The sequence below is a fragment of the Herbiconiux gentiana genome, assembly GCF_024978135.1.
Lineage (GTDB): Bacteria > Actinomycetota > Actinomycetes > Actinomycetales > Microbacteriaceae > Herbiconiux > Herbiconiux gentiana.
Genome location: NZ_JANTEZ010000001.1, coordinates 742,496 through 758,104 on the forward strand (window position 1 = coordinate 742,496; position 15,609 = coordinate 758,104).

The following is a 15,609-nucleotide window of genomic DNA, read 5'->3' on the forward strand; positions in this document are numbered from 1 at the left end:
CGTCGGCCGACCGCGCGGTCAGCCGACCTCGACCAGCACCCGCGGCAGCTCGCTGAGCAGCTCGCTCGCGAGGAAGCCGAGCGGGCCGACCCGCACCGCCAGCCGGTCGCCCGCCGCCGCGTGGGCGTGCGTCGCCCAGACCGCCGCCTGCTCGAGCGACGTGCCCCGGGCGCAGAGCCCGGTGATCGCCCCGGCGAGCACGTCGCCGCTGCCGGAGGTGCCAAGCCCGCCGTGACCGGTGCCGACGACCCACAGGCGCCCGTCGGGGTGCGCGACGTGGTTCTGGCACGACACGACGGCATCGTACTCGCGGGCGACGGCACGGGCCACCGCGCCGAGGTCGGGGTCGTCGCCCTCGGCGAGCTCCGCGTCGTCGGTCGACGCCAGGAGCCGCCCGGCCTCCCCCACGTTCGGCGTCAGCACGAGCCGCCCGGCGAGCGACTCGCGCGCCGAGGAGTCGGGCAGCACACCGAGCGCGTAGGCGTCGAGCACCACCACGGTGGAGTCGTCGAGAAGCTCCGGCAGTCGGTCGAGCATCCGCTTCGCCTCGTCGGCGTCGTCGAGCCCGGGACCCACGAGCACCGCGTCGGCCGAACCCAGGTCGTCGGCGGCGACGTCGATCGAGCCGCCGTCGATGTGCCCCGCGCTCTCGGGCAGCGGCACCACCCCCGACTCGGGCAGGGCCACGGCCGCCGTCAGCGCCACGCTCTCGGCGAGCGCGATGGTGAGCCGACCGGCCCCGACCCGCAAGGTGGCCTCCGCAGCGAGCAGCGCGGCTCCGGGCGAGCGGCGGTCGCCGCCCACGACGAGCACCTGCCCGCGGTCGTACTTCGAGGAACCGGGGCCCGGCAGGGGCCAGTCGCGCAGCACGCCGGGGGTGACGACGACGGGCGGCGGCGCATCCTGAACCCGGTCGGCGGTGGTCGACGCGGTGGTCGAAGCGGTCTCGTCACTGGTCATCGGTGTCTCCCGGATGCTCGGTCGGCGCCGCCAGGGCGTCGAGGTGCTCGTGCTCGGCGAACGTCGCCACCGCCCAGCGACCGCGCCCCGAGGGTCGCACCAGCCGGGTGACGGACGCGTTGGTGACGGTGTGGTCCTGCGCGAAGTCGAGGATCTCCTCCTCGCCCATCTCGCCGCAGACGTAGAGGAAGAGCATCACGACGGCGTCGTGGGCGGCCACCAGCGCGGTGCCCTCGTCGTCGACGTCGTCGACGTCCTTCAGGAACGAGCGGATGCGCAGCGCCACGTCGGCCCACGACTCCCCTCCCGGCGGCCGGTAGTAGAACTTGCCCAGCCACCGGCGGCGAGCGGCCTCCTCGGGGAAGCGGGCCTCGACGCCGACGGCGGTCAGCCGGTCGAGGATGCCGAGCTCACGGTCGCGCAGACGCTCGTCGACGCGGGGTGTCATCGCGACCCCGGCCTCGGCGAGGGCGAGCTCGATGGTCTGCCGGGCCCGCAGATAGGAGGAGCTCCACACCGTCGTCGGCACGCCGTACTCGGCGTGCTCGGCGATCCAGGCTCCGAGGGCCCGCGCCTGCTGCTCGCCCAGCGGCGAGAGCGGCACGTCGGCGTCCCGCCATTCGACGGGGATCTCCTCGTCACCGGCCTCCTGCGCCGCCGTGGCCTGCACGTTCGCCGTGCTCTCCCCGTGCCGCACCAACCACAGCTCTGTCGCGCCCATCCCCTCACGGTATGCCGCCGCCGCGCATCCGCCACCCCCGCCCCCGGCCCCCTTGACGCCGCTGGCCGTCTTGACGCCCTGGCCCCCACGGCCACGCCGGGCCATGATCGAGGCATGAGCACGATCGCGCCGATGCTGGCCAAGGCCGTCCCCGCCGTCCCCGCGCCCGAGAGCGTCGACGGCGGGCTCCTCTACGAACCGAAGTGGGACGGGTTCCGCGGGGTGATCTCCTACGACGGCTCGGGCACGGCCGACGGGGTCGAGATCGGCAGCCGCGGGTCGAAGCCGCTGACGCGGTACTTCCCCGAGCTCACCGAGGCGCTGGCGCGCATCCTGCCCGGGCCCTGCGTGCTCGACGGCGAGATCGTGGTGCCGATCGCGGTCGACGGAGGCCGGGCGAAGCTCGACTGGGAGGCGCTCTCGCAGCGCATCCACCCGGCGGCCTCGCGCGTGGCGAAGCTCGCCGTCGAGACCCCGGCGCTGTTCGTGGCGTTCGACCTGCTGGAGCGGGACGACGAGTCGCTGCTCGAGCGGCCGTTCTCGGCCCGGCGCGACGCGCTCGAGGAGCTCGCCGACGGGCTGCCTGCGCCGTTCCACCTCTCGCGCACCACCGCCGACGTCGAACTCGCCCGGCGCTGGCTCGAGGAGTTCGAGGGCGCCGGGCTCGACGGGGTGGTCGCCAAGCCGCTCGCCGCCGCCTACGCCCCGGGCAAGCGCGTGATGCTGAAGGTGAAGCACCACCGCACCGCCGACGTCGTGGTGACGGGCTACCGCGTGCACACGAGCGGGCGCGGCGTCGGATCGCTGCTGCTGGGGCTCTACGACGGCGACGGGCGGGGCGACCTGCGGGGCGTGGGCGGGGCCTCCGCGTTCACCGACAAGCGCCGGCTCGAGCTGATCGACGAGCTGGAGCCCTACGTCGAGCGCGACGCCGACGGGCAGCCGGTGCGGGGCGAGGGCGAGCGCAGCCGCTTCTCGTCGAGCAAGGACGTGTCGTTCGTGAAGCTGCGGCCCGAGCTGGTGGCCGAGGTGCGGTACGACCAGATGGAGGGGCTGCGGTTCCGGCACACGGTGCAGTTCGAGCGCTGGCGGCCCGATCGCGAGGCGCGCTCGTGCACCTTCGAGCAGCTCGACCGGCCGATCGCGTACGACCTGGGCGACGTGCTCGACTGAGGCGCGCGCCCTTCGGGGGGCAGCCGATCAGTCGTCGTGGCGGGCCCGGCTCGGCTGCACGCGCGGCGGCTCACCTGGCATCTTCGGGTAGTCGGGCGGGAACGGCAGCTCGCCGAGCCCCGACTCGAGGTCGCGGGCCCACCACTCCATCAGCACGTCGATGGTGCCCGGATGCTCGGCCATCCCCGCCCACGGATCGCCGACCGTGCGCAGCCGCTCGGGCACCGTCAGCACGGTGAACGCGGTGGGGTCGGCGTCGGGCAGCTCGTCCCAGGTGATCGGGCACGAGACCGGAGCGTGGGCGAGCGCCCGAGGGCTGTAGGCGCCGGCCATGGTGCGGTCGCGGTTGGCCTGGTTGAAGTCGACGAAGACGCGCTGCCCGCGCTCCTCCTTCCACCAGTTGGTGGTGACCTGCTCGGGCATCCGTCGTTCGAGCTCGCGGGCGGCGGCGATCACCGCGTGCCGCACGTCGAGGAACTCGCGGGTCGGCTCGATCGGCGCGAAGACGTGCAGGCCGCGGTTGCCCGAGGTCTTGATGAAGGCGTCGAGGCCGGCGTCGGCCAATACCTTGCGCAGCTCGAACGCGATCGGCACGGCGTCGCCGAAGTCGGTGCCCGGCTGCGGGTCGAGGTCGATGCGCAGCTGGTCGGGGAAGTCGCTCGTCTCGGCCCGCGACGCCCAGGGGTGGAAGACGACCGTGTTCATCTGCACCGCCCACACCGTGACGGCGGTCTCGTCGATGACGATCTGCGGATGCGCCCGGGCACTCGGGTAGGTCACCGTCTCAGAGCGCACGTAGTCGGGCGCACCCTTCGGCGGGTTCTTCGAGAAGAACTGGTCGCCGTGGATGTCGCCGCCGAAGCGCTGCAGCGAGATCGGGCGGTCGCCGTTGGCGGCGAGGAACGCCTCGCCGACGGCGATGTGGTACTCGGCGAGGCCGAGCTTGGTGATGCCCGCCTCGGGGAAGACGAGCCGCGAGGGGCTCGAGATGCGCACCTCGCGGGTGCCGTGCGGTCCGTCGACGTCGACCGTGGTCGCCTCACTAGCCATGGCGCTCACGCTACCCGGCACCGCCCCGTCCGCCTAGGACGGAGGGGCGGTGCGGCGGCGCAGCGGTGCAGCGGTGCGATCGGGTCAGATGGCGGCGTCGGGCGATGCGGTGCGCGGGGCGGCGCCCGCGTCGGCGAGGGCCTTGCCCGCGGCGGCTCCGGCGGCGGCGCCCGAGGCGCGGCCCGTGACGATCTCGGCGATGTCGATGCCCACGAGGTCCTTCACGATCTGCATCGACGACGCGAGCTGGCTCGCGACGTTGCCGCCGACCTGGTCGACGCCGTTGCCGTCGTTCGAGATGACCGTCATGTTCGAGATCGCCGCGAGCGGCTCGGAGGCCGCGCGCACGATCGCGGGAAGCTGGCCGATCACCTGCTGGCGCAGCAGGTCGTCGGCGCGCTCCTCCAGCGCGTCGGCCTGCGCCCGCGTGGCCTCCGCCTCGGCGGCACCCTTCACGCGGATCGAGTTGGCCTCGGCCTCACCCTCGGCCCGGAGCGCCTCGGCGGCGGCGATACGACGGTTCTTCTCGGCGATGCCCTCCGCCTCCGTCGCCTCGGCGGCGCTGCGGCGGCGGTTGCGCTCGGCGATACCCTCGGCCTCGACGGCCTCGGCCTGCGCCTTGCGGCGGTCGCGCTCGGCGACCGCGGCGGCGACGGCGGCGGCCGCGTCGGCCTGCGCCTTCTTCTCCAGCGAGTACGCCTCGGCGTCGGCCACGGCGCGGATCTCGGCGTCGAGCTCCTGCTTGCGGAGGCCGACGCGCTTCCCGGCGGTGATCTCCTGCTGGGCGATGACCTCCTGCTGCGAGATCGCCTCGGCCAGCGGGCGCGACGCGGCGGCCTCGGCGCGGGCCTTGTCGGTCTCCTTCTGGATCTCGGCGTTCCGGAGGTCGAGCTTGCGCTGCTGCTCGGCGACGGCCTGGTCGGCCTCGATCCGGGCCTCCTCCGAGGTGCGGCGGGCCACCGACTCGGCGACCTCGGCGACCTGCTTCACGCGGGCGGCCTCGGCACGGCCGAGGTCGCGGATGTACCCGTTGTCGTCGTCGATCTCCTTGATCTGCAGCGTGTCGATCTGCAGGCCCTGAACGTCGAGCGACTCGCGCACGGCGTCGAGCACCTGGCCCTGCAGGGCCTGGCGGTTCGTGATGATCTCGGTCACCGTGAGCTGACCCACGATCGATCGCACCGAACCCGAGAGCACCTCCTCGGTGGAGGTCTCGATCTGGTCCTGCTGGTTCAGGAAGCGCTGGGCGGCGGCGCGCACCATCGACTCCGAGCCGCCGACCTTCACCACGGCGACGGCGTTGACCTTGATGGTGATGGCGTCCTTCGTCTGGGCGGTCGCCTGCACGTTCAGCTGGCGGCTGCGCAGCGAGAGCTTGAAGTACGCCTCGACGATCGGCTTGACGAACACGCGCGAGCCGAAGACGACGCGCTGGCCGGCGTTCTCGTCCTCCTCGAGGGAGGGGGTGCCGGGCTTCACGGTCTTCTGACGGGAGGTGACGATGATCGCCTCGTCGGGCTTGGCGACCTTGATGCCGCGGAGCAGGGTGATGACCACGATCAGCGCGATCAGCACCACGAGGCCGATGACGGCGACGATGATGAGGGAGTCGAACGGGAACAAGAGGGCGGCCTTCCTGAAGGAGCGGTCGTGCGGAGATCGGAGCCGTTCGGGTCGAGTCCGCTACCAGTATGTCGGAGGACGCCGTCACCGCGCCTGCCGGTGGGCCTCCTCGATGATCCGCAGCACCGCGACGGCGTCGGAGACCTCGACCGGCACCGGCGCCCCCGACAGCACGGCGGCCGCGAAGCTCGCATAGAACGCCGGGTAGTCGCCGCGCTCGAGCGGCACCTCCTCGTCGGGCGCATCCGGCCGCAGGAGCACACCCGCGGTCGCGGCGAGCCCGTATCCCGGGTCCGCCGGGGTCGCGCCGCCCGCCAGCTGCGCCTCCTGCGGGTCGAGCCCCCGCGTCTCGAACACCCCCGCCGATCCGATCACCCGGAACCGCGGCCGGGGCGACGGCGCCACGACGCTCGTCCAGAGCCGCGACCGCACCCCACCCTCGTGCCGCAGCGTCACGAAGGCGTCGTCATCGGCCACCGCGCCGTCCCGCCGCGCGTCCAGCTCGGCGTGCACCCGGTCGACCGGCCCGAACAGCTGCAGCGCCTGGTCGATCACGTGCGGCCCCAGGTCGAACAGCACTCCCCCTCCCTCGGCCGCCGCCGCGCCCTCCTTCCACTTCTTCGCGCCGAGCGTCGGCTTCCAGACCTCGAACGCCGACTCGAACACGCGCACCTCCCCGACGAGGCCCGACTCGAGAACCGTGCGCACCGTCAGGAAGTCCCCGTCCCACCGCCGGTTCTGGAACACCGAGAGCGTGCGGCCGACCTCCGCAGCGTGCACGGCGAGCGCCGTGGCATCGGCCGCGGTGAGGGCGACGGGCTTGTCGACGACGACGTGCAGTCCGGCATCCAGGGCCCGGTGCGCGAGAGGCGCGTGGGTGGCGTTCGGGGTGGTCACGACAACCACGTCGAAGTCGGCGGCACGGGCGAGGAGGGCGTCCGCATCCGGGATCACGATGTCGCCGTACCGCTCGCGCACCTCGTCGGCCCGCTGCGGCGACCCGGTGACGACCCCGTCGAGCGTGTAGTCGGGCGACGCGGCGAGGAAGGGCGTGTGGAAGACGCGGCCGCCGAGGCCGTAGCCGATGACAGCGGTGCGGAGGGGTGCGGAGGTCATGCCCCCACGCTAGCGAAGGCGCTCCGACGCGAGCGGCTCAGCCCCAGGTGCCGGGCGGCGACGCGTAGACGGGCACCGGCGACTGCGACCAGTGCGAGCCGTTGCCGTAGTGCGAGGTGGCCCACGGCGACGCCCAGATGGCCGCCTCGATCTGCCCGGTCGGCGCCGAGGTCGAGAACCCCTCCACGATCGCCGCGTAGCCCGGGTTGCCGTGCAGCGCGTTGCCGACGTTCGCCGCCGCCGTGACGAGGGTGTCGTAGCTGCCGAGCCCCGACCCGCCGCCCGAGCCCCAGCCGTTGTTCAGCGGATTGTTGCGCAGCCACCAGTCGTCCGGGCCGTTCTCCTGGCGCATCCACCGCATCATCACCGTGATGTTCGACTCGCTCGTCGGGAACCCGGCCATGTAGAGCACGAGTACCGCCCAGTCGCGGTTGGTGCTGCCCTTCGAGAGGTTCTGCAGGCCCGAGACGGCGTCGTACGAGTCTCGGGCGACGGATGCTCCCGCCACCCCGCCGGGCACGGTGAACGTCTGCCCCACCGAATCGGGGCCGGCGGCCGCCTGGGCCTGTTCGATCTGCTGCTCGAACGGCGACTCGACGGGCAGGGGCGGCGGCGCGAGCGCGGTCAGCGCCGCGAAACCGACGACGGTCACACCGGCGACGACGGAGAGCGCGGTACGGACCATACGTCCATCATCCGGTGTTCTGGAGCCCGGCGGCGATTCCGTTGACGGTGAGCAGCAGGAGGCGGTGCGGAGCGTCGTCGGGATCGGTGCTCCCCGTGGCCCGCACCTCGCGGAGCGCCCGCAGCTGCAGCAGCGACAGGGCGTCGACGTAGGGGCTCCGCAGTCGCACGGCGCGGCGCAGCACGGGGCGGTCCTCGAGCATGGTGGCGTGCCCGCTCGTGCGGGCCACCCACTCGCGGGTGAGCTCCATCTCCTCGCGCACCAGGGCCGCGAGGTCGTCGCGGTCTCCGAGCTCGAGGTAGCTCGCGGCGATCCGCGCATCCGTCTTCGCCAGCGACATCTCGACGTTGTCGATCATCGAGGCGAACAGCGGCCAGCGGGCGTAGGCGGCGCGCAACCGCTCCTCGTCGCCCACGGCGGCGAGCGCCGAGCCGAGGCCGAACCAGCCGGTGAGGTTGATCCGGGCCTGGGTCCACGAGAACACCCACGGGATGGCGCGGAGGTCCTCGAGCGACTCCACCGACAGCCCGCGGCGGGCGGGACGGGAGCCGAGCGCGAGCAGGCCGAGCTCCTCCATCGGGGTGACCTGCGCGAACCAGGGCGCGAAGCCCTCGGCCTTGACCAGCTCGAAGAAGCGCGAGCGCGAGGCCACGTCGAGCGCGGCGGCGACGTCGGAGAACTCCTCGGCGGCGGCGCGGTTGCGCTCCTCGTTCGCGGGGCTCGAGGCGAGAAGGGTGGCCGCGGCCATCTGCTCGATGTGCCGGGCGGCGATGGTCTTGTCGCCGTACTGCGCGAAGATCACCTCACCCTGCTCGGTGAGCTTGAAGCGGCCGTCGACCGACCCCGGGGGCTGCGCGAGCACGGCCTCGTTGGCCGGTCCCCCGCCCCGCCCGAGGGCTCCGCCGCGGCCGTGGAACAGCGTCAGCTCGATGTCGTTCTCCTCGGCCCAGCGCGAGATGCGCGCCTGGGCGTCGTAGAGCGCGAGGGTGGCCGAGACGGGCCCGACGTCCTTCGAGGAGTCGGAGTAGCCGAGCATCACCTCGAGCCGGCGCCCGGTGGCGGCGAGTCGCTCCTGCACCGGCGGCAGCTCGATCATCTCGGCCAGGATGCGCGTCGAGGCGTTCAGGTCGTCGAAGGTCTCGAACAGCGGGATGGCGTCGAGCACGGGTGCAGCGTCGGCCGATCCGAGGGCGGCCTCGGCGAGGGCGTAGACCGTCGCGATGTCGGCGGAGGACTGCGTGAACGACACGATGTAGCGCCGGGCCGACCGCACGCCGTAGCGCTCCTGCAGCTCGGCGATGGTGCGGTAGACGTCGAGCACCTCGACGGTCATGGCGTCGAGCTCGCCGCCCGTCCGCACGTCGGCGAGCGCCTTGCGGTGCACCTGCGAGTGCTGGCGCACCTCGAGCTCGGCCAGGTGGAAGCCGAAGGTCTCCACCTGCCAGATCAGGTTCTGCAGCTCGCCGTTGGCGCTGCGGTGCGCTCCCCCGTCGCGCAGCGAGCGCTGCACCACGAGCAGGTCGGCGTGCAGCTCCTCGGGCCGCCGGTAGGCGAGCGGATGCTCGTCCCGCCGCGTCGCCGCGAGACGCTCCGCCACCACCAGCAGCACCCGGCGGTGCGGCTCGTTGGGGGCACGGGTGCCGATGCCCGAGGTGATGTGCCCGGCCATCCGCTCCTGGACAGCGGCCAGCTCGCGGAGCTCCTCGCTCGCCGGCGTCTCCGCCGCGTCGAGGGTGAGGGTGCGGCCGATGCGGCTAGTGGCGTGCTCGAGGCCGAGCAGCACGTGCTCCGAGGCGATGGCCGCCGCGGCCTTGGTGACGTCGGCGGTGACGAAGGGGTTGCCGTCGCGGTCGGCGGCGATCCACGAGCCCAGGCGGAGGAACGCGGGGGCCTCGGCCGGGACGCGACCGGCGTCCGGTCCGAGCAGCCAGTCGTCGAGCATCCGGTAGACCCGGGGCACGACCTGGAACAGGGTCTGGTCGAAGATCGACATCGCCGTGCGCACCTCGTCGAGCGGGGTGGGGCGGGTGGTGCGGAGAGGCGAGGTGCGCCAGAGCACGTCGATCTCCTCGAGCAGGCGGCGCTCGTTGTCGGCCAGCAGCACCGACTCCTCACCCGCGCCGTCGCGCTCGGCGAGCAGCTCGCTGATGCGGCGGATGGCCGACGCCACGGCGCGACGCCGGGCCTCGGTCGGATGCGCGGTCAGCACCGGGTGGAACCGCATGGTGCGGAGCCTCTCGGCGGCCTCCTCGGCGCCGACCTCGTCGACGATCTGCTGCACCGCGGCGGGCAGCGAGTCGGCGCCCGTGGCCGGGCGGGCGTGCAGCACGCGCACCCGGTGGTGCTCCTCGGCGAGATTGGAGAGGTGGAAGTAGCAGGTGAACGCCCGCGCGACCTGCTCGGCCCGCTCCTGCCCGAACGACGCCACGAGCGCCTCGGCGTCGTCGAGGGAGGCTCCGCCGTCCTGCTCGTAGGCGCGGATGACGAGCCCGCGGAGCCGCTCGACATCGGCCAGCAGCTCCTCGCCGCCCGCCTCGGTCAGCACGCGGCCGAGCAGCGCGCCGAGCAGGCGCACGTCGGAGCGCAGGTCGAGGTCGACCTCGTGGCTCACGCTGCGGCGGTCGGCGTCGGCGGGAAGGGGTGGTGTCGCGTCGGATTCGCTGGTCACACGCTCACGGTACTGCCCTCCGAGCGCCCGGAGAAAATCGGGCCCGGCACCCGCTGACACGTGAGGACACGGGGCGACGGGGTACCGTTGTTCCATGGCATCATCCAGCACCACCACGCCCGACGAGGCGACCGACGCCCCCGAGCAGACGACCTTCGCCGACCTGGGCCTCAGCGACCCGGTGCTGAAGGTCCTGAAGGACGTCGGCTACGAGACCCCCTCGGCCATCCAGGCCGCCACCATCCCGCCGCTCCTCGAGGGCCGCGACGTGCTCGGAACGGCGCAGACCGGAACGGGCAAGACCGCCGCGTTCGCGCTTCCCATCCTGTCGCGCCTCGACCTGGCGCAGAAGACCCCGCAGGCCCTCGTGCTCGCCCCCACCCGTGAGCTCGCCCTGCAGGTCTGCGAGGCGTTCGAGCGCTACTCGGCCCACCTCCGCGGCGTGCACGTGCTGCCCGTCTACGGCGGTCAGGGCTACGGCGTGCAGCTGTCCGCGCTCCGTCGCGGGGTGCACATCGTGGTCGGTACGCCCGGCCGCATCATGGACCACCTCGACAAGGGCACCCTCGACCTCACCGAGCTGAAGTACCTCGTGCTCGACGAGGCCGACGAGATGCTCAAGATGGGCTTCGCCGAAGACGTCGAGACGATCCTCGCCGACACCCCCGACTCCAAGCAGGTGGCCCTGTTCTCGGCCACCATGCCGGCACAGATCCGTCGCATCTCGCAGAAGTACCTGCACGACCCCGAAGAGATCACGGTCAAGACGAAGACCACGACCTCGGCGAACATCACCCAGCGCTACCTGATCGTGTCGTACCCGCAGAAGGTCGACGCCCTGACGCGCATCCTCGAGACCGAGAACTTCGAGGGCATGATCGTGTTCACCCGCACGAAGAACGAGACCGAGACGCTCGCCGAGAAGCTGCGCGCCCGCGGGTACGCCGCCGCCGCCATCAACGGCGACGTGGTGCAGGCCCAGCGCGAGCGCACGGTGAACCAGCTGAAGTCGGGCAAGCTCGACATCCTCGTGGCCACCGACGTCGCCGCCCGCGGGCTCGACGTCGAGCGCATCAGCCACGTCGTGAACTTCGACCTGCCGATCGACACCGAGTCGTACGTGCACCGCATCGGCCGCACCGGCCGCGCCGGCCGCACCGGCGACGCGATCAGCTTCGTCACGCCCCGTGAACGACGGATGCTCACCGCCATCGAGAAGGCGACCCGGCAGCCGCTCACCGAGATGAGGCTGCCGACGGTCGACGACGTCAACGCGACGCGCCTGACCCGCTTCGACGACGCCATCACGGCGGCCCTCGCGGAGCCGGAGCAGATCGCGACCTTCCGCGACATCATCGAGCACTACGTCACGCACCACGACGTGCCCGAGGCCGACGTGGCCGCGGCCATCGCGGTGATGGCGCAGGGCGGCACGCCGCTGCTGCTCTCCGCAGAAGACGAGCGCCGCTCGCAGGCGGTCGAGCGCGACCGCGCCCGCGAGGAGCGCGCCGAGCGCGGCGGCGACCGCGGCGGGCGCCCCGAGCGGGGTTCGCGCGACCGCTTCTCCGACGGCGGCGGGGATCGCGACCGCGGGCCTCGCGGCGGTGGCGGCCCCAAGGCGACGTACCGCATCGCGGTGGGCAAGCGCCAGATGGTCGAGCCGCGCCAGATCGTGGGCGCGCTGGCCAACGAGGGCGGGCTGCGTCGCGAGGACTTCGGCGCCATCCAGATCCGGCCCGACTTCTCGCTCGTCGAGCTGCCGGCCGATCTGCCCGCCGACACGCTGCGGCGCCTGAAGGACACGCGGATCAGCGGCAAGCTGATCGAGCTGAAGCCGGATCGCTTCGGCAGCTCGGCGAAGCGGCCGGAGCGGGGCGACCGCGGCGACCGCGGCGACCGCGAGTCGCGCCCGCCGCGCGAGCGCTACTGAGCGACGCGGGCCGGCGTGTCGGCGCCTCAGCCGTTCCCGTCTTCGGCGCCCGACGGGCTCACGGGCAGCCGCAGCTGCGGCGGATCGTGAGCCCGACAGGCACGACGGTCGACGGCTCGTAGCGGGCGCTCGGAGCATTGAACCGCTCGAGCGCGCGCGTCGCCGCCAGCCGGCCGAGACGTGCCGGGTCCTGGTCGATGACGCTGACCGAGGGCGTCAGCCGATCCGCCATCGGGAAGTCGCCGAAGCCGACGAAGGCCGTGCCGGCGTCTTTCAGCGCCGAGAAGGCGTGCATCGTGACACGAGCGTTCGACGAGAAGGCGGCGGTCGGAGCATCCGTCAACCGGCGCAGCCGTTCGAGCTCGCGGGTGGCGCCGTCGTCGCTGCCCGCGTCGAAGGCGATCAGGCGCTCGTCGAGCGGCAGGCCGGCGTCGGCCAGCGCCTCGGTGTAGCCCGCGAGACGACGGCGCGAGCTCGGCGGATGCGTCTGGTCGGCGAGGAACGCCACGCGGGTGTGCCCGTGCTCGATCAGGTGCCTCGTCGCAAGGTAGGAGCCGTGCCGGTCGTCCTCCACGAAGGAATCCGCCTCGAGGTCGATCGGCGCGCGGTCGACGAACTCGATCGGGGTGTGCTCGGTCCACGGCGCGAGCCAGGCGTGGTCGGCCGCGACCGGCGCGAGCACGAGACCCATCAGCTGGGTGCGGAGCAGTGCCTCGAGCACCGGCTTCTCGCGCGCCGGGTCGTCGCCGATGCTGGTGACGAGGGTGGTGATGCCGCTCGCCGAGCAGACCCGCTCGACGGCGCGCACCACGGCGGCGAAGAACGGGTCGACCACGTCGGGCACCGCCACGCCGACGCTCGTGGAGCGTCCCGCGCGGAAGGTGCGGGCCAGCACGTTCGGCACGTAGTTCAGGGTGCGCATGGCCTCGGCGACGCGCTCCCGGGTCTCGGGCAGCACATGCGGGTCGTCGTTGAAGACGCGCGAGACTGTCTTGGCGCTCACGCCGGCGCGGTCGGCCACGTCCTGCATCGTCGCCATGTGCACGCTCCTCTGTCGGGATGCGCCGGGGCGGGCATCCGCTGTTCTGACCCGACGAGAGTCTACGGCGGGCCCGGGCGGGTGGCCCGGCGGCCCCGGCGCGGCGCTCGGCCGGGCCGGGGCCGCTGCCGGGGGCTACTCGCGGTTCGCGAGCACCTCGTCGATGATCGCGGCGAGCTCCTTCAGGCGGGGCACGGCCTTCGTGCTGAGCAGCTCCTCGCGCTTCTCGGACGAGATCGAGAGGCTGTCCTTCCAGAGCGAGCGGCCGGCCATGGCACCGCGGGCGCCGTTGACGACGGCGGTGCGCACCTGGTCGACGAAGGTCGCGTGGTCGACACCGGCCGAGAGCACGGCCCACGGCACACCGGCGGCGGCCTCGGTGACGGCGGCGGCGGCCTCGGCCGACCCGGCGTACTGCAGCTTCAGCACCTTGGCGCCCGCGGCGACGCTGAGCTCGGCGGCACCCGAGATGAGCGAGGGGAAGACCTCGGCGTACTCCTCGTCGCTCTCGTCCTCGAGCTGGTAGGTCAGGATCTCGACGATCAGCAGCACGCCCTCCTCGGCGCACTCCGCGGTGAGGCGGGCGATGTCGTCGAGCACGACCTTCTCGTCGTCGCGGCGGTCGGCGCGCAGGTACCAGAGCATCTTGGCGGCGTCGCCTCCGAGCTCACGCACCTTTCGGGGGGTCATGCCCTCGACGTAGCGGGTGCGCTTCAGGCCGTTCTCGACGGCGAAGCCCGACTCGTCCATCGCGACCACGAGGCCGGTGTCGCTGTCGAGCGTGCCGTCGTCGACCACGCGGGGCAGCGCGGTCGAGGGGTCGAGCAGGATCGCGGGCGCCGCGTTGCCGAGCACCTTCAGCAGGTCGCTCTTGGCGTCGGCGAGCTCGTCGCGGCTGATGCCCTCCGCGCCGTTCGGGGCGTCCTTCATGACGGCCTTCATGCCGTTGCGCTGGTCGGCGGCGACGATCAGCATGCCGCCGGCGGGGGTGCTGATCTTCGAGAGGGCTCGGCGCTCGAGGGTGGTGAGTTCGTTCACGGGGTGGCTCCTTGGTGGGGTGGTGGTTCGGGGGTGGTGGGTCAGGGGTGGTGGGTCAGGGGGTGGGATGGCTTGGGGTCGGTGGCCGACGAGGTCGGGCGGGTCAGGGGGTGGGGTGGTCGGGGCGCGCGCGGGGTCGGCGCGGTCGCGGGCGGTGCCGCGGCGTGGGTCAGGCGGGTCGGTCGGGATGCGCATCCGTCGCCAGCAGACGCGCGGCGAAGACGGCGGCGCCGTAGGCGGTGTCCTGCGAGCGGTCGGACACGCGCACGCCCGCCAGCACCTCGGCCCGGGCGCGCTGCACCGAGCGCATGCTCGCCCAGCCGCCGGTGAGCAGGGCCGAGGTCGCGGGCGGCACCTCCCGGTCCATCGCCTCGACGAGCAGGGCGAGCTCGTCGTTGCCGTGCCGCAGCACCGCTCCGAAGAGGTCGGCCGGGCCGGCGCCGTCGGCCTGCACGACGAGGCGCAGCACGCCGTCGTCGTTGCGGGCGCCGGTCACCTGCACGTCGCCGTCCTGCAGCACGCCCTCGTAGGGCTGCTCCATCACGGCGGCGTCGAGCGCGTCGCGGCCCGCGCGGTCGTTCACGCCGACCAGCTGCAGGGTGCGGCGCATCAGCAGCCCGGTCTTGACGCCGGCGACGAGCACCCAGGTGCCGGGCACCACGTGGCGCACGCAGTTGATCAGCCACTCGGCGAGACGCTCTCGGGCCTCGAACGGCAGCGGCGCGGGGAGCACCCGCAGCAGCACCTCGGCGGTGCCCATCGAGACGTGGTAGCGGTCATCCGGGAACTCGCCCGTCGACACGGCCGAGACGAGATGGTCGTGGCCCGCGACGGTGAGGAGTGCCCCGGCGAAGGCGGCCGGCAGCCACTCGGCGTCGGCCCGACCGAGCGGGGTGCCCGCGTCGACGAAGGGCGGCAGGAAGTCGGAGCTGACGCCGAGGTGCGCCAGCAGCTCGGGCCACGGGGCGCCGGTGTCCTGGTCGAGCAGGCCCGTTCGGGAGCTGAGCGAGTACTCGGCCGCCTGCTCGCCGCCGAGCGCCGCCACGACGAACTCGGGCAGGTTCAGCCAGCGCGCGCCGGTGAGGTCGAGGCCCTGGTCGCGCAGGTGCAGCAGCTTGATCACCGAGACCTGCACGCCGAGCGGCAGTCCGGTGCGTCCGGCGAACTCGGCGCGGATGCTCGGCGGCAGCGCCTCGAGCTGCTCACCGCCCCGGGGGTCGAACCACGCGATCGCCGGGGCGATCGCCTCACTGTTCGCGCCCAGCACCACGCCGGACTCCCCCATGCCCGAGACCGCCACCGCGCCGATGCGGGCATCGCCGCCGCGCAGCTCGGCGAGGTCGGCGGCGACGAGCTCGAACAGCTCGCGCACGGTCTGCACGAGGTCGGCGGCCTCCATGGTCGTCGTGCCGGCGGCGCCCGCGCGCCAGGGCGTCGGCAGCTGCCGGATCAGCACCTCGGCGCCGGCCTCGTCGGCCACGAGGATCTTCACGCCGGTGCTGCCGAGGTCGAGCCCGGCGACGAGGGGTGTGCTCACGGTGGAACTCCTGGATCCCGATGCCTACTCGGGCGCTGCGCCTCTGCAGCCGCCCATGTCATCGATGTC

At 73.1% G+C, this 15,609-nt stretch carries 12 protein-coding genes; 2 read left to right on the top strand and 10 right to left on the bottom strand.

The annotated features are described in order from the left end of the window. Window positions 1-18 precede the first annotated feature (18 nt). Together NVV95_RS03420 and NVV95_RS03425 are read right to left on the bottom strand one after the other, a co-directional pair. A complete protein-coding gene (locus NVV95_RS03420) occupies window positions 19-960 on the bottom strand; it encodes an NAD(P)H-hydrate dehydratase (RefSeq protein ID WP_259485128.1) in 942 nt (313 codons plus the stop codon). Next, on the bottom strand, window positions 950-1,681 hold the full coding sequence (locus NVV95_RS03425) for a histidine phosphatase family protein (protein ID WP_259485129.1): 732 nt from the start codon (window positions 1,679-1,681) through the stop codon (window positions 950-952). Before NVV95_RS03425 ends, NVV95_RS03420 begins: the two co-directional genes overlap by 11 nt. Before the next feature lie 114 nt (window positions 1,682-1,795). Between NVV95_RS03425 and NVV95_RS03430 the strand changes: the two genes are divergently transcribed. Then, entirely contained in the window at window positions 1,796-2,854 is a 1,059-nt protein-coding gene (locus NVV95_RS03430) for an ATP-dependent DNA ligase (RefSeq protein WP_259485130.1), read from the top strand. A gap of 27 nt (window positions 2,855-2,881) precedes the next feature. Here the strand turns inward: NVV95_RS03430 and ligD are convergent, their stop codons facing one another. The 5 genes from ligD to NVV95_RS03455 all read right to left on the bottom strand — a co-directional run bounded on the left by ligD (window position 2,882) and on the right by NVV95_RS03455 (window position 9,996). Beyond that, the gene (gene ligD / locus NVV95_RS03435; protein WP_259485131.1) at window positions 2,882-3,904 is read right to left on the bottom strand and encodes a non-homologous end-joining DNA ligase; all 1,023 of its coding nucleotides are present in this window, start codon (window positions 3,902-3,904) and stop codon (window positions 2,882-2,884) included. Window positions 3,905-3,988: 84 nt separating this feature from the next. Next, the gene (locus NVV95_RS03440) at window positions 3,989-5,527 is read right to left on the bottom strand and encodes an SPFH domain-containing protein (RefSeq protein WP_259485132.1); all 1,539 of its coding nucleotides are present in this window, start codon (window positions 5,525-5,527) and stop codon (window positions 3,989-3,991) included. A gap of 84 nt (window positions 5,528-5,611) precedes the next feature. Then, window positions 5,612-6,643 carry a Gfo/Idh/MocA family protein gene (locus tag NVV95_RS03445; RefSeq protein WP_259485133.1) on the bottom strand — a complete coding sequence of 344 codons (1,032 nt, stop codon included), beginning with the start codon at window positions 6,641-6,643 and terminating at the stop codon, window positions 5,612-5,614. Window positions 6,644-6,680: 37 nt separating this feature from the next. After that, on the bottom strand, window positions 6,681-7,328 hold the full coding sequence (locus NVV95_RS03450; protein ID WP_259485134.1) for a hypothetical protein: 648 nt from the start codon (window positions 7,326-7,328) through the stop codon (window positions 6,681-6,683). Window positions 7,329-7,335: 7 nt separating this feature from the next. Then, a complete protein-coding gene (locus NVV95_RS03455) occupies window positions 7,336-9,996 on the bottom strand; it encodes a phosphoenolpyruvate carboxylase (protein ID WP_375163775.1) in 2,661 nt (886 codons plus the stop codon). Between the two features lie 94 nt (window positions 9,997-10,090). Between NVV95_RS03455 and NVV95_RS03460 the strand changes: the two genes are divergently transcribed. After that, complete coding sequence (locus NVV95_RS03460) at window positions 10,091-11,926, top strand: DEAD/DEAH box helicase (RefSeq protein ID WP_259485135.1); 1,836 nt, start codon at window positions 10,091-10,093, stop codon at window positions 11,924-11,926. A gap of 58 nt (window positions 11,927-11,984) precedes the next feature. Here the strand turns inward: NVV95_RS03460 and NVV95_RS03465 are convergent, their stop codons facing one another. From NVV95_RS03465 to NVV95_RS03475, 3 genes are all read right to left on the bottom strand, one after another. Beyond that, window positions 11,985-12,965, bottom strand: coding sequence for a LacI family DNA-binding transcriptional regulator (locus NVV95_RS03465; protein ID WP_259485136.1), 981 nt, complete (start codon window positions 12,963-12,965; stop codon window positions 11,985-11,987). Between the two features lie 135 nt (window positions 12,966-13,100). Continuing rightward, a complete protein-coding gene (locus NVV95_RS03470; RefSeq protein WP_259485137.1) occupies window positions 13,101-14,003 on the bottom strand; it encodes a hypothetical protein in 903 nt (300 codons plus the stop codon). A 169-nt stretch (window positions 14,004-14,172) separates the two neighbouring features. After that, the gene (locus NVV95_RS03475; protein ID WP_259485138.1) at window positions 14,173-15,540 is read right to left on the bottom strand and encodes an FGGY-family carbohydrate kinase; all 1,368 of its coding nucleotides are present in this window, start codon (window positions 15,538-15,540) and stop codon (window positions 14,173-14,175) included. Window positions 15,541-15,609: the final 69 nt, after the last annotated feature.

What these genes read in the sequence shown, in the direction of transcription:
- ligD (WP_259485131.1), bottom strand. Translation starts at nt 3,904, where the DNA reads ATGGCTAGTGAGGCGACCACGGTCGACGTCGACGGACCGCACGGCACC.
- NVV95_RS03445 (WP_259485133.1), bottom strand. Translation starts at nt 6,643, where the DNA reads ATGACCTCCGCACCCCTCCGCACCGCTGTCATCGGCTACGGCCTCGGC.
- NVV95_RS03465 (WP_259485136.1), bottom strand. Translation starts at nt 12,965, where the DNA reads ATGGCGACGATGCAGGACGTGGCCGACCGCGCCGGCGTGAGCGCCAAG.
- NVV95_RS03420 (WP_259485128.1), bottom strand. Translation starts at nt 960, where the DNA reads ATGACCAGTGACGAGACCGCTTCGACCACCGCGTCGACCACCGCCGAC.
- NVV95_RS03425 (WP_259485129.1), bottom strand. Translation starts at nt 1,681, where the DNA reads ATGGGCGCGACAGAGCTGTGGTTGGTGCGGCACGGGGAGAGCACGGCG.
- NVV95_RS03450 (WP_259485134.1), bottom strand. Translation starts at nt 7,328, where the DNA reads ATGGTCCGTACCGCGCTCTCCGTCGTCGCCGGTGTGACCGTCGTCGGT.
- NVV95_RS03430 (WP_259485130.1), top strand. Translation starts at nt 1,796, where the DNA reads ATGAGCACGATCGCGCCGATGCTGGCCAAGGCCGTCCCCGCCGTCCCC.
- NVV95_RS03460 (WP_259485135.1), top strand. Translation starts at nt 10,091, where the DNA reads ATGGCATCATCCAGCACCACCACGCCCGACGAGGCGACCGACGCCCCC.